The sequence below is a fragment of the Sphingomonas sp. MMS24-J13 genome (genome assembly GCF_044905095.1).
Classification (GTDB): Bacteria; Pseudomonadota; Alphaproteobacteria; order Sphingomonadales; family Sphingomonadaceae; genus Sphingomonas_I.
The window spans coordinates 2844099-2857401 of the sequence record NZ_CP173258.1 but is presented as its reverse complement, the minus strand read 5'-3'; the positions used below and the strand labels follow the sequence as shown (position 1 = coordinate 2857401).

The 13303-nt window shown below is 65.9% G+C and carries 8 protein-coding genes; 3 read left to right on the top strand and 5 right to left on the bottom strand.

The genetic code is table 11. The features are described from left to right. Positions 1 to 44 precede the first annotated feature (44 nt). Together AB4Z44_RS13260 and AB4Z44_RS13255 are read left to right on the top strand one after the other, a co-directional pair. A complete protein-coding gene (locus AB4Z44_RS13260) occupies positions 45 to 5099 on the top strand; it encodes a beta strand repeat-containing protein (RefSeq protein ID WP_404710170.1) in 5055 nt (1684 codons plus the stop codon). Continuing rightward, complete coding sequence (locus AB4Z44_RS13255; protein WP_404710169.1) at positions 5096 to 6829, top strand: ShlB/FhaC/HecB family hemolysin secretion/activation protein; 1734 nt, start codon at positions 5096 to 5098, stop codon at positions 6827 to 6829. The genes AB4Z44_RS13260 and AB4Z44_RS13255 overlap by 4 nt, the downstream gene beginning before the upstream one ends. 1 nt (position 6830) lies before the next feature. Here the strand turns inward: AB4Z44_RS13255 and AB4Z44_RS13250 are convergent, their stop codons facing one another. From AB4Z44_RS13250 to AB4Z44_RS13240, 3 genes are all read right to left on the bottom strand, one after another. After that, complete coding sequence (locus tag AB4Z44_RS13250) at positions 6831 to 7571, bottom strand: 2OG-Fe dioxygenase family protein (RefSeq protein WP_404710168.1); 741 nt, start codon at positions 7569 to 7571, stop codon at positions 6831 to 6833. Positions 7572 to 7638: 67 nt separating this feature from the next. Further along, on the bottom strand, positions 7639 to 8247 hold the full coding sequence (locus tag AB4Z44_RS13245; protein WP_404710167.1) for a LysE family translocator: 609 nt from the start codon (positions 8245 to 8247) through the stop codon (positions 7639 to 7641). Continuing rightward, positions 8244 to 8549 (bottom strand): hypothetical protein, encoded by a 306-nt coding sequence (locus AB4Z44_RS13240; RefSeq protein ID WP_404710166.1) that lies wholly within the window; start codon positions 8547 to 8549, stop codon positions 8244 to 8246. Before AB4Z44_RS13240 ends, AB4Z44_RS13245 begins: the two co-directional genes overlap by 4 nt. Before the next feature lie 111 nt (positions 8550 to 8660). Between AB4Z44_RS13240 and AB4Z44_RS13235 the strand changes: the two genes are divergently transcribed. Continuing rightward, complete coding sequence (locus tag AB4Z44_RS13235) at positions 8661 to 10061, top strand: PLP-dependent aminotransferase family protein (protein ID WP_404710165.1); 1401 nt, start codon at positions 8661 to 8663, stop codon at positions 10059 to 10061. A gap of 138 nt (positions 10062 to 10199) precedes the next feature. Here AB4Z44_RS13235 and AB4Z44_RS13230 read toward each other — a convergent pair whose 3' ends face one another. Further along, positions 10200 to 11561, bottom strand: coding sequence for an HlyD family type I secretion periplasmic adaptor subunit (locus tag AB4Z44_RS13230; RefSeq protein ID WP_404710164.1), 1362 nt, complete (start codon positions 11559 to 11561; stop codon positions 10200 to 10202). Next, positions 11558 to 13288, bottom strand: coding sequence for a type I secretion system permease/ATPase (locus AB4Z44_RS13225; protein ID WP_404710163.1), 1731 nt, complete (start codon positions 13286 to 13288; stop codon positions 11558 to 11560). The genes AB4Z44_RS13230 and AB4Z44_RS13225 overlap by 4 nt, the downstream gene beginning before the upstream one ends. Positions 13289 to 13303: the final 15 nt, after the last annotated feature.

Genomic DNA, 13303 nt, shown 5'->3' with positions numbered 1-13303 from the left:
TACCCGACAGCGTTTACGGGGGAAGACGCAATGCGGGGATTCGATTGGCCGGCGCGGGTGCGCGTTTTTCGGGCTCGAAGGGCCTCCATGCTCTCTTGCTCCTCGGTGGTTCGATACTCGCGGCATCGGTCGCGCTGGCGAATCCGGTGTTGCCTAATGGGGGAGTTGTCGGCGCCGGATCGGCCAATATCGGCACCGGCCCGCAGCAGGTCACCGTCACCCAGAGCAGCACGCGCGCGGTCATCGACTGGTCGGGTTTCTCGATCGGCAGCGGCGGTATTGTGCGGTTCGACAATGGGAGCGGCGCGACGCTCAATCGCGTCAAAGGCGGCGGCGTTTCGCAGATCGACGGCCTGCTGTCGGCGAGCGGTTCGGTCTATCTGATCAACCCCAATGGTGTCATCGTCGGCAAAAGCGGTGTGGTCGATGTCGGTGGCAGCTTCGTCGCCTCGACCCTTGGCATCGACAATGATCGCTTCATGGCAGGTGGCGACCTGTCCCTGTCGAGCACGTCGACCGCTTCAGTCGTCAATCTCGGCAAGATCGGCGCGCTCGGCGGTGATGTCGTGTTGAGCGCTGCAACGGTAAGCAACGATGGCACGATTACAGCCGGTGGCGCTGCGGGCCTATTGTCGGGTTCGACGGTTCTGCTGCGCGACACCGCCACCGACGCCGGCAAGTTCGCGGTGCGGGTGGGCACGAGCGGCGGATCGGTCACCAACAGTGGTGCGATCAAGGCGGCGATGGCCGAATTGCGTGCCAATGGCGGTAATGTGTACGCGCTCGCGGGCAATACCGGCGGGCTGGTCCAGGCGACCGGCGTCGGCGAGAAAGACGGCAAGCTATACCTTATCGCCGAGGGCGGTGATCTGGTCGCCGAAGGGACGCTCTCGGCGCGCGCCAAGGGCGGGGCGGGCGGCTTCGTCGAGACCTCGGGCGATCATGTCGATTTCACGCGTGTGTCGATCGATACGGGCGGCGGAAACTGGCTGATCGATCCGTATAGTCTCACCATCGACAGCGCCGCCGCATCGACGATCAGCACCGCGCTTGCCACCAGCGACGTCACGCTGAAGACCACGGCGACCAGCGCGAGCGGCCCCGGCGTCCAGAACCCCACCGGCGTGGGAGATATTACGATCAGCGCGCCGATCAGCTGGGCGAGCACGCAATCTCTGGTCCTGAGCGCCTACCGCAACATCAACGTCAACGCCGGCATTACCGATAGCGCCGCGGGCAAGGTCGTGTTGCGCGCCGATGGCAAGGGCACTGGCATCGGCACGGTCGCATTCGGATCGGGGGTCAAGGTGACGACCCCCGGCACGATGACGATCTATTACCACCCGACATCCTACGCCACGCCGACCAGTTTCGGCGGCAATCTCGCCGGCGGGGTGAAGCTGACGGCTTACTTCCTCGTCAGCAATCTGGCGCAGCTTCAGGCGGTCGGCACCAATCCCGGCGCCTTCTATTATCAGAACGCCAATATCGATGCGTCGGCCAGCGCGACGATCAACGGTGGCCAGGGCTTCATCCCGATCGGGGATACGGCCGGCGTCTACACCACGTCGAGCAACTTCGGCGGCATTTATCTCGGCAACAATTTCGCGATCACCGGCCTGACGATCAATCGTCCGGCCACCAGCCTCAATACCGGCCTGTTCGCGTCGGTCACCGGGACGGTTCAGGATACCAGGCTCATCGCCGCGAACATCACCGGCGGTACCAATACCGGCGGAATCGCGGGCAAGGCCAGCGGCAATCTGACCGGGAACGCCGTCGGCGGAACGATCCTGGGCGATACGGCTGTCGGCGGGGTCGTCGGTCTTTCGTCCGGGGTGAACAATTCCAACACATCGACCGCGGCCGTCACCGGCGGCAACTATGTCGGCGGCCTGGTCGGCGATGCGGAAGGCAATGTTTCGAACGGATCTGCCAGTGGCCTTGTGATCATTCCGACCTATACGTCGGGCACGCACCGAACTGGCGGGGGCCTTGTCGGCTTTCTTGCGGCCGGGAAGACGATCAGCAATTCAACCGCCTCCGGCGATGTGATCGTCGGGACCTATGCAGGCGGATTGGTCGGCGAATCGAGTGGCACGATAACCCACAGTTCGGCCAGCGGCAACGTCACAGGGGGCCAGAGTTCGGGCGGTTTGGTCGGCGCCCAATCCGGCGGATCGATCAGCTATTCCGGTGCGAGCGGAGCGGTTTCCGGAATATACGATACTGCAGGCCTGATCGGCACAGCCACCCAAACCTCGATCGACCACGCTTCGGCGACGGGAAATGTAACGGGTAGAACCGACAATACGGGCGGGCTTGTCGGCACTGCCGACGCAATCTCGGTCACCAACAGTTTTGCGAGCGGCGCGGTGTCCGCCTGGACGGGGGGCGTGGGCGGTCTGATCGGATTGATCGAGGACGGCGGTACCGTTTCCGATTCCTATGCCAGCGGCGCGGTCACGAGCACAGATTACGGGGCGGGCGGCCTTATCGGAACGTCGAGTGACGGGAGCCGGACTGTAACGATCAGCAATGTCTACGCGACCGGCGCCGTTACGGCCCCCTATGCCGGCGGCCTGATCGCAGGTATCGACAACCGCACCACGGTCACTTCGGCTTATGCCACCGGCCTGGTCACCGGGCTGCATGCGGCGGGGCTGATCACCTACAACAGCGGCACGATCGTGTCGTCCTTTTGGGATACCACGACGACCGGCAGCAGCGCGGCCATCTATAGTGGCAGCGGAGCGCTCGGGGCGACGCCGCTATCGGGCACGGCACGTTATCAGCAGGCGAGCTATAGCGGGTTCGATTTCACCGCCGGCACCGGCCACTGGGTCATCCTCGAGGGCGATACCCGCCCGATCCTGTCGATGGAATATTCGAACACGATCACCAACGGCCACGCGCTCCAACTCGCTGCGCTCCAGCCCAATGTGGCTTACACTGTTCAGGGTGAGATCGATCTCAGCGAGACCGCGAACGCCTCGGGTATCTGGTCGGCGGCCGGCTTCCTGCCGATCGGCACCGATGCGAGCCCCTTCACGGGATCGCTCGTGGCCGATGGATCGGCGGTGATTTCGGGCATGAAGATCGTCCGCAACGCTGGCGGTCCGGTGGGATTGGTCGGCGTGCTCGGCGCGACGGGTTCGATCAACGGGATCGATCTGGTCGGCGTCAACGCAAATGGCACCACCACGACGGCCGGCGCGCTGGTCGGCACTAATTACGGCACGATAGCCAACAGCTCGTCATCGGGCGTGGTACGGGGCGCCAAGGCTGGGGGACTGGTCGGCTGGAATGAGGGCACGATTGCGGATTCGTTCTCGACCGCGGCGGTCACGGGCGGGGTCAATGGCCGGGCCGGTGGCCTTGTCGGTTATCAATTGGGCGGATCGGTCAGCAATTCTTATGCCGGCGGCGCGGTCACCAGCACGTCGGCGGGCAATTATGCGGGCGGCCTCCTCGGCTGGCTCGCCGGCGGTACCGTCAGCAACGTCTATTCGACCGGTGCCGTCAGCGCGGTCAGCGGCTCGATCGGGGGCGGGCTGATCGGCAAGGTCAGCGTGACCGGCAGTACGGTCAGTCTGGGCTATGCGTCGGGTGCGGTCAGCGGTGCCGGCACGCTCGGCGGTCTGATCGGCGAGCAGGATGCCGGCACGAGCATCAGCAAGCTTTACTGGGATAGCGGCACGACTGGGCAGGCGTCCGCGATCGGCGCGATCGTCGGCGGCACGCGGTCCAATCTGATCGCCGTCGGCGGCACCTCCGGCCACGATCCTTATGCCCAGGCCACCTACGCCGCGCTCAATTTCTCGGGCGATTGGGCGATCCTGCCCGGCGATACGCGGCCGATGCTGCGGTCGGAACTACACTCCAGGATCACCAATCTGCATCAGCTGCAATTGCTGACCCTGTCGGCAAGCAGCGGCAAATCGTATCGGATCGCTGCCGATATCAACGGCGCGGTCGTGACCAATGCCTCGGATATCTGGCGCACCTCGACCGGCTTCGTGCCGATCGGAACGATGTTGACCCCATCGACCATCTCGCTCGACGGTCAGAATCACAGCATTTCGAATCTCGTCATCAATCGTCCTTCGATGGACCTGGTCGGCCTGTTCGGTTTCCTGCGGAGCGGGACGATCGAGCGGATCAAGCTGGTCGGCGGCACGGTCAGCGGTCGCTTCGATTCGGGCGGTCTCGTCGGCTGGAACGTGGCGGGTATGATCGTGGGCGTGTCGAGCTCGATGACGGTGACCGGCACCGATATCATCGGCGGGCTGATCGGCCAGAATTGGGGTTCGCTCCTCGTCTCGTCGGATAGCGGCGTGACCAGCGCGGGCGCGCATGTTGGCGGGCTGGTGGGAGAGAATCTGGGCGTAATCGACCGGAGCAGCGCCACAGGCAAGGTCACGGCGTCCGGCAATTTCGCGGGTGGCGCGGTGGGCAAGAACCAGGGGAGCCTGACCCGGACGACGGCGTCAGGTGTGGTCACCGGCAATTATATGGTCGGCGGTCTCGCCGGTGCGAACGAATCCGGTGCCGTCATCGCCGGATCGCAGGCGACGGGTGCGGTGACAGGGTCGCGCTGGACCGGCGGTCTGGTGGGCGAGAATGACGGCACGGTCATGCGCTCGTGGGCGGGTGGCGCAGTCAAGAGTATTGGCCAGCTTACCGGTGGCCTGATCGGCAAGAATACCGGTACGGTGAGCGATGTCTATGCCACCGGCAAGGTCAGTGGCGGTGCAATGGTCGGTGGACTCATCGGCTGGAATACGGGTAGCACCGCATCGGTGATCCGTGGCTATGCGTCGGGCGCGGTGACCGGCACAAGCGGCATCGGCGGCGTTGTCGGCTTCAATGATACGGGCGCGACCATCACCGATTTCTACTGGGATCTGGGAACGACCGGGGTGGCGGTGGCTGCCGGGCTCAACAATGGTTCGCTCGTTCGCGTGACGGCAATCGGGACCGGCACGACCAAGCCGGTCAATACGAACAGCAGCTATCCCAGCTTCGATTTCACCAAGATCTGGCGGTCGACCAATTCGTCCTTCGGCGTCCGGCCGACGCTCATCGCGATGCCGTGAGCTGTTCTGCTGGTGCGTTGAGCCGGCTCCACTGGCTTGGCCTTGCCGGCACGGTCATGATGGCGGCCCCGCTCGATGCGCAGAGCATCGAGCGCAATCTGCCGCCCGCGCCGGTGCTGACGCCGTCGGCGCCGCCCGTGGCGCCGATCGGGGCTTCGGACAGCGACAAGACCCCGCTCGGGCCGCCCGTTCGCGCGCTGGTGCTGCTGGGCGCGAGCGATCCGCTGGTGAGGGGAGCAGCGGAGGGCGTCGATCTGTCGCGGCTCGTGGACGCGCCCGCCGCAAAGCTGCGCGCGCGCCTTGCCGCGCAGCTCGGGCAGCCGCTGTCGCGCGCATTGCTGTCCGATCTGCGCAAGACGATCGTGCTCGCCTACCGCGCGCATGGCCATCCTTTCCTCACCGTCGTCGCCCCGCCGCAGCCGATCGATGCTGGCGTGTTGCAGATGCGGGTCGTCGTCTTCCATCTCGGCCGCAAGACGGTGTCGCCGGCCGACGCGGCCCACGCCGATCGCGTCGCCCGATCGGTGCGCGTGCAGCCGGGTGAGATGCTGTCGGCGCCGCAAATCGCCGAGGATCTCGCCTGGCTCAACCGCAATCCGTATCGCAAGGTGGAGTCGACCCTCTCGCCCGGCAGCGATCCGGGTACCACCGATCTGACGCTGCAGGTGGCGCCGTCCAAACCCTGGTCGTTCTATGCCGGCTACGCCAATAGCGGAACCCCGCAGACCGGGCGGTCGCGCTTCTTTGCGGGGTTCCAGGCGGCTTTGCCGGGGTTGCCCGACGGCGCCATAAGCTATCAGACGACGGTCTCGGGCGATGCCATCACCAAACCGGGCGATCCGTTCAGCGATGCCTCGCATCCGCTCTATATCAGCCATGCCGCGCGGATGAGCCTGTCGCCGGCGCCGCGGCAGGCGTTCGAATTCGCCGCGGACTATGTCCACACCAATGTGACGGTCGAGGATTTCCTCGTCCGGCAATGGACGCTCGAAACCTCGGCGCTCTATCGCAGCGCAGCATCGAACTTGGTCCCCGGTGCGGTCGGTTCGGTCGCGTTCGGGGTCGAATTCAAGCGCCAGTATCTCCGCACCCTGTTCGGCGATTTCGAGGCGTTCCGGGCGAGCCAGGACGTCATCCAGCTGCGCGCCTCCTACAATTTCGAAGCGACCGGCCCGCGAGACAATTTGTCGCTGGAGCTGGCGGTCAAGGTGAGCCCGGGCGGGCTGGATGGACGCAACGACGATCGCAGCCTGACCGATTTCGCCTTCGGCGTGCCGCATCATGCCCGTTATGCCTTCGTCACCGGGCAGGCGGGGCTGGTCCATCAGCTTGGCCATGGCTGGGTGCTGCAATCGGATATGTTCGGCCAGTTCGCGCCGCGCACGCTGCCGTTGACCGAGGCGATCGGGATCGGCGGCCCGTCGCAGGTGCGCGCCTACACGCTGGATGACGGCAGCTTCGATCAGGGTGTCGTCAGCCGTACGACCCTGCGGCTTTCCCCGGGGCTGATCCGCATGGCGCGCCGCCTGTCGCCTTATCTCCTCGCCGACGCCGGTTACGGTGCCGCGCATGGCGAGGCCTCGGCCGTGGCTTCGGCCTTCGGGGCGGGGGCGGATTATCGGTGCGGCTTCATGATCTTCAATGGCGAGGTCGCTGTGGCGGCGACGAATGCCGGCCGCACCAGGGCGGGCTCCAGCCGCTTCAACCTTCGCATCACCTCGCTCTTCTGAATCAATCGGGCCGGTCGGTCTCCGCGCTCCAGGTGATGACCAGTGCGTCGCGATAAGCGGGTGACCCCTTCGCAATCGGGCGGATGGGGGTTACCCCATGGCGCACGCGACGATCGTCGAGCACCACAGCGTCGCCCTGATCGCAGAGCGTGAAGCGGCCGAGAGGCTGGCCGTCCGGCGCGCCGATTTCGGTGGTACCCTCGGCGACATTGCGGCGGTTGACGAGCATCACCACCACCCAATCGACGCCGTCGCGGTGCAGCCCTTCGGGCGTCGGGCGGCCGAGTTCGGCCGGCGAGGTTTCGATGCGGAATTGATGGACTTCGCAATGCCATGGAGTGGTCGGCGTGCGCTGGTCGAGGCTGGTGAACAGCGGGGTGAAGATGCGGAAGATGTCTTGCAGGATCGGGTTGTCGACCGTCTCCGGCGCGATCGGATCGAACCAGCGCTGGATGTCGCCGTTGAGCGGATTGTAATCGCGGCTCTGGAAATGCGGCTGATGCGCCTTGCGCGTTGCGATCTGGTCGCAGGCTTCGAACGCGGCGAAACGGCGGCTGCGGTAGCGTCCGCCGTCCGCCATGAAACGATCTGGCCCCAAATGATCCCACGATGCAGCAAACGCCGCCCAATCCTGGTCCGAACCTTTCAGCAGCGCGCAGAATTCGGGGGCGGGGACATGGATATACCCCCGTTCCCTCAAGGCGTCGGCGATGTTTCGCGCCGGGGTTTCACAGGTGGCCAAGCTTTGTCTCTTTTCCAGTCACGGCGGCATAGGGCCCGGTCCTGTTCGGACCAAGCCCCTTCTCCTATCATGCGACCGCCTGCCACACGCCTGGCGCGATCGACGCGACAAGCAAGGCCGCCATACCGATATTGAACGCGCGCAACGTCCGTCGATCGGCAAGCAGGCCGCGCAGCATCGATCCCGATCCCGCCCACAATGTGATGCAGGGCAGGCCGATCAGCCCCAGCACCAAGGCGATGACGGGCACGTCGGTCGCGAGGTGATCCGGTCGGGCGAAGCTTGCGACCGCGCCGAGCACCATCGCCCAGGCCTTGGGATTGACCCACTGGAAGGCGGCGGCGTCGAACAGGCTGAACGGCCGGCCGCGCGACGTCGTCTCGTGCGGGCCGGCCGAAGTCGCGATCCGCCATGCCAGCCACAGCAGGTAGGCGGTCGAGACGACATGCAACACGCTGAACAGGACCGGCACGCGCGCGGCGAGTCCTGCCACCGACCAGCCGAGCACGAGCACCATCAGGGCGCAGCCACCGGCAATGCCCAGGATATGCGGTGCCGTCCGGCGCAACCCGAAGGTCGCGCCGGAGGAGAGGAGCATCATATTGTTCGGCCCCGGCGTGATCGTCGAGACCATGCAGAAGGAGGCGAGGACCGCCAGCATCTCCATCCGCATCATCGGCTCCCGCTGCTCATGCCCGCGGTGACGCTGTCGGCGCTGGCGAGGCGATCGTGCGCGTTCGCCAAGGCCGTCTTGTAACAATCCGATTTGGCGACGGCCGCGCGATATTCGGCGAAGCTGAAGGCCGATGCGCCGCACGCCTCCATTGCGGCGGCCTGCAGGCGGCGCTCCATTTTGTCGCCATCCGCTACGCGCTTGACGCGGACCTGCGTGGTGATGCTCGCGATATCGCGCGCGATCCCGGGCGTCGCGATCGCGAAAGCGAGCAGAACGGCGGATGAGCGGGCGATGATCGACATGGTCTTTCTCCTGGTTTCGTCGGCGCCCTTCTTGTCGCTTGCGCTGCGTTGGCCTAGGGACAGTCCAATACAATTCATCCGAACTGTACTGGTTAGAAGGGCAGTACGATCATGCTCAGCGAGCTTCCGGAGCGCAGCCGTGTCGAACAGGTCATGCAGCTCGTGCAGCAGCGGATCGAGCGCCGCGCGCTCGTGCCGGGCGCGCGGCTGCCGTCGGTGCGGGCGATGGCGGAGAGCAGCGGAGTCTCCAAATCGACCGTCGTCGATGCCTATGACCGGCTGGTGGCGGAGGGCGTGATCCGCGCGCGGCCGGGATCGGGTTTCTATGTTGCGGCCCCGCTCGCGCCGTTGGCCATTGCCGGGGTCGACAGCCGTCCGGAGCGCGAAATCGATCCCTTGTGGATGCTCCACCAATCGCTTGCGACCAAACCGCACGCGCTCAAGCCCGGCTGCGGCTGGCTGCCCGAAGCGTGGCTGCCAGAGGATATGCTGCGCAAGGGGTTGCGCACGATCGCGCGCTCGGCGCCGTCGGCGACGCTGACCGGCTATGCCTCGGCGATGGGCCCCGAGCCGCTGCGGCGGCTGATCGCGCGGCGGCTGGGCGAGCAGGGGGTCGAGGCCGCGCCCGACCAGATCCTGCTTACCGATTCAGGGACGCATGCGATCGATCTGATCTGCCGCTTCCTGATCGAGCCGGGCGATGCCGTGCTGATCGACGATCCGGGCTATTTCAATTTCCAGGCGATGCTCCGCGCGCATCGCGCGCGGCCGATCGGCATCCCTTATACGCCGCACGGGCCCGACATGGCGGCGTTTGCCGAGGCGCTCGAAACGCATCGCCCGCGCCTCTACATCACCAATTCGGCCTGCCATAATCCAACCGGCGGATCGCTCGCGGCCCCGATCGCCTATCGCCTGCTCAAGCTCGCGGAGGCGCATGACCTGCTGATCGTCGAAGACGATATCTTCGCCGATTTCGAGGATGTACCGTCGCCGCGCCTGGCGGGGTTCGACGGGCTCGATCGGGTGATACGGGTCGGCAGTTTCTCCAAATCGCTCACCAGCGCGGTGCGATGCGGGCATATCGCGGCGCGTGCGGACTGGATCGCGGCGCTGACCGATCTGCGCATCGCCACCAGCATGTCGGGCAGCCCGATCTCGATGGAACTGGTCCAGACGATCCTGACCGACGGCGCCTTTCGCCGCCATATGGAGCGCGTACGGGGGCGGCTGGATCAGGCGCGGGCCAAGGCCATCCGACGGCTCAAGGCGATCGGTATCACGCCGTGGATCGAGCCGCAGGCGGGCATCTTCCTGTGGGGGCGGCTGCCCGATGGGGTGGATGCGGCGGTGGTGACGCGGCGGGCGTTCGAACGCGATGTCGTGCTGGCGCCGGGCAACGTCTTCAGCGTTGCCCAGACGGCAGGCAATCATATGCGATTCAATGCGGCGATGATGGGCGACGATCGCGTGTTCGAGGTGCTGGAGGAGGCGATGGCGCCTTTAGGTTAGACCAAAATGAGACCGATCGCCGTCATTCCCGCGCAGGCGGGAATCCATATCTCTGAGCCAAACGAATGAATCGGGACGCTAGAGAATATGGATTCCCGCCTGCGCGGGAATGACGATCAATTTGAAGTCAGCGTTTTCTCAATGCTCCCCGAACGAATGCCATAGGCTGTCGGTCAGCGGCTCGAGCCCGTATTGCAGTGCGGTGCGCTTGTGCAGCTTGATCTGCGCCTGCGCGGGCATGCCGGCCCGAAGCGCGGCCTGATTGCCACGCACCTCGGCGATGAGCGCGAGTTGCGCCGGCGGGATCACGATCTCGCCTTCGAAGTAGGAGGCGCCGGTGCGCTGGTCGGTGAGGTTGTCGGCCGAGACGCGATCGACCACGCCTTCCAGATCCTTCAGCCGGCGATCGTGCAAGCCCGGGAATTTGATCAAGGCCTGCTGGCCCGGCATGACATCGTCGATATCCTCGGGTGCGATCCGCACCTTGACGCGCAATTCGGCGGCATCGGGGACGATATCCATCACCTTCTGGCCCGGCGTGATCACCGCGCCGGGGGTGAAGACCGTGAGGGCGAGCACAACGCCGGTGGCAGGCGCGCGGATCTCGGTGCGCGCCAGTTGGTCGCGCGCGGCGGCGAGCTTGGGCAGGACGTCGCTCAGCCGGGTCTCGACATCGCGCAGATCGGCGGCAACCTGTTGCTGGAAATTGCTCTGCGCCTGCAGCACGTTGATCGCATTCTCGCGTGCGCTCTGGCGGTTCTCGTCGACTCCAGCGGCGGCCTGCCCCTGCTGGCCGACCAGCTCGGCGCGCTGGCGCTGGAGATCGCGCATCCGGTTCTGCGAGACGAATCCTTTCGCCGCGACCGGGGCGAGGGCATTCAGTTCCTGATCGAGCAGCCGAATCTGCTCTTTCGCCGATGACGCCTGCTGCTGGTAGCCCTGGCTGCGTGCGGTCACTTCGGACACGCGTTGCCCCATCACGCTCTTCTGGCCGGCCAGCACCGAGGCGCGCGTGTCGAGTTCGCGCTGCTGCTGGCGCAGGATGTCCGCCGCTTCGGCGCGCTCGTCGGCCGACAGCGAGGCGAATTCGATCGGCGCGGTGATCGTGCGCATCCCGGCCCGCTCGGCTTCCAGCCGTGCGCGCTGGGCGAGCAGGCGCATCATCTGCCCGGCCAGCACATGTTCCTGCGCCTCGACATCGGCAGCGGCGAGCCGGATCAGCAACTCGCCCTTTTTGACATGCTGGCCCTCGCGGACGAACAGCCGTCCGACCACGCCACCGTCGCGATGTTGCACCGTCTGGCGCTGGCCCGACACTTCGAGCGTGCCCGAAGCGGTCGCCGATGCGTCGAGTGGGGCAAGGCTGGCCCAGCCGAGGAACACCCCGAAGAACAAGGTGGCGATGATCAGGCCGGCGCGGATGTCGCGGCGGGGATCGGCGATCACGGCCGGCGGCAGCGGGGCACCGTTGACCGGCAGCAATTGGGTCAGCGTGCTCATGCCTGGGCCACCCGGCGGACGACGTTGGGGAGCGATTGCGGGGTCATGCGGGCGAGTGCCTCATCGCGGGGGCCGAACGTCTCGACCCGCCCGTCGCGGAGCAACAGGATCTTGTCGACGACCGGCAATATGCTGCGGTTGTGCGAGACGACGAAGATGGTCTTGCCATCCGCCTTGAGCTGCGAAAGCGCGGCGAGCAGATGCTCGTCGCCCTCGCCGTCGAGATGCGAATTGGGCTCGTCGAGCACGAGCAAGGCCGGCGAGCCATAGACCGCGCGGGCAAGTGCGATGCGTTGCGCCTGGCCGGCCGACAGGCCCTGGCCGTTCGCGCTCATCACATGGTCGTAGCCCTGCGCCAGCCGCAGGATCAGGTCGTGCGCTTTCGTCTTGACCGCGGCATCGATCACGGCGGCGTCGACGCGCTCGGCATCGTCGTCGATCACCGAATCGAAGCGGCAGATATTATCCTTGATCGTGCCGGCGAACAGGCGCGAATCCTGCGGCAGGAAGCCGATGTGGCGGCCGAGCCGTTCCGGCTCCCAATCGCCGACGTCGGCGCCGTCGATACGGAGCGTGCCGCGATCGCAGGCCAGCGCGCCGGCCAGCACGCGCGCCAGGGTCGATTTGCCCGCGCCGCTCGGGCCGACGATCGCGACGACCTGGCCGGCCTCGACGCTGAACGAGACGCCCCCAAGGATCGTGCCGTCGCGCGTCTGGTTGAACACCACCACCTGATCGAGCTCGATCGCGCCTTTGGGGGCGGGGAGGCGGGTCGGGCTGCGTTCGATTGCGGTCGCCGACAGCAGGCGCGAGAGCGAATTGACGCCGCTGCGCGCCCGCACGATCGTCTTCCACGTGCCAACCAGCTGCTCGATCGGCGAGATGGCGCGATTGATCAGGAAGGAGGATGCGAAGATCGCGCCCGCTGAGATTCGGCCATCGACCGCCAGCAGCGCCCCGAGCCCGAGCGCCAGCGATTGCAGTGCCTGCCGGGTGAACTTGCTGGCCGCATAAAAGCTGCCCGCCGAAATGGCTGCATCGGCCTGCATCGTCATGATCGAGCGGCGTTCGGCCGTCTGGCGGTTGACCATCGCACCGCGCATGCCGAGCGCGCGCACCGATTCCGCACCCGAAAGCAAGGCATCGTGCTTGGCATAGACGGTTGTGGCATATTTTTGCGCAGCATCCAGCTTGGTGCGGGTTGCCTTTTCGTTGGCCCAGGCGATCAGCGGCATGAGGATGCCCGCGGCGAGCGCGAGCGCGCCGATCAGCGGGTGCAGCATGAAGCACACCAGCAGGTAGATCGGCGTCCATGGGGCATCGAACAAAGCCAGCATGGCCGGGCTGGTCAGCGTCTGGCGGACCGCGTCGAGATCGCGCATCGCCATCGGTGCCTCGGGCAGGTCCGGCCGCCCCAAGGTTGCATCGAGCAACGTCGGGGTCAGGGTCTGTTCGAGCTGGACCGTGGCGCGCAGCAGCAGCCGCATGCGGATCCGATCGAGCAGCGACATCACCGCGAGTGCGCCGAGCAGGATCAGCGTCAGGAAGAGCAGGGTCATCAGGCCCTTGGTGGGAACGACCCGGTCATAGACCTGCAGCATGTAAAGGGTCGGGGCGATGTAGAGCAGATTGATGAGCCCGCTGAACAAGGCCGCGTAGACGAAATGCTTGCGGCAGAGGCGGAAAGCCTGTGCCAATTGTTCGGCAATCGAAGGGAAGAAGGTCATTGCCTGATACTCAAC

Excerpts from the sequence above, each read along its gene's own strand:
- AB4Z44_RS13245 (WP_404710167.1), bottom strand. The coding sequence starts at position 8,247 with ATGATGCGGATGGAGATGCTGGCGGTCCTCGCCTCCTTCTGCATGGTC.
- AB4Z44_RS13240 (WP_404710166.1), bottom strand. The coding sequence starts at position 8,549 with ATGTCGATCATCGCCCGCTCATCCGCCGTTCTGCTCGCTTTCGCGATC.
- AB4Z44_RS13235 (WP_404710165.1), top strand. The coding sequence starts at position 8,661 with ATGCTCAGCGAGCTTCCGGAGCGCAGCCGTGTCGAACAGGTCATGCAG.
- AB4Z44_RS13230 (WP_404710164.1), bottom strand. The coding sequence starts at position 11,561 with ATGAGCACGCTGACCCAATTGCTGCCGGTCAACGGTGCCCCGCTGCCG.
- AB4Z44_RS13225 (WP_404710163.1), bottom strand. The coding sequence starts at position 13,288 with ATGACCTTCTTCCCTTCGATTGCCGAACAATTGGCACAGGCTTTCCGC.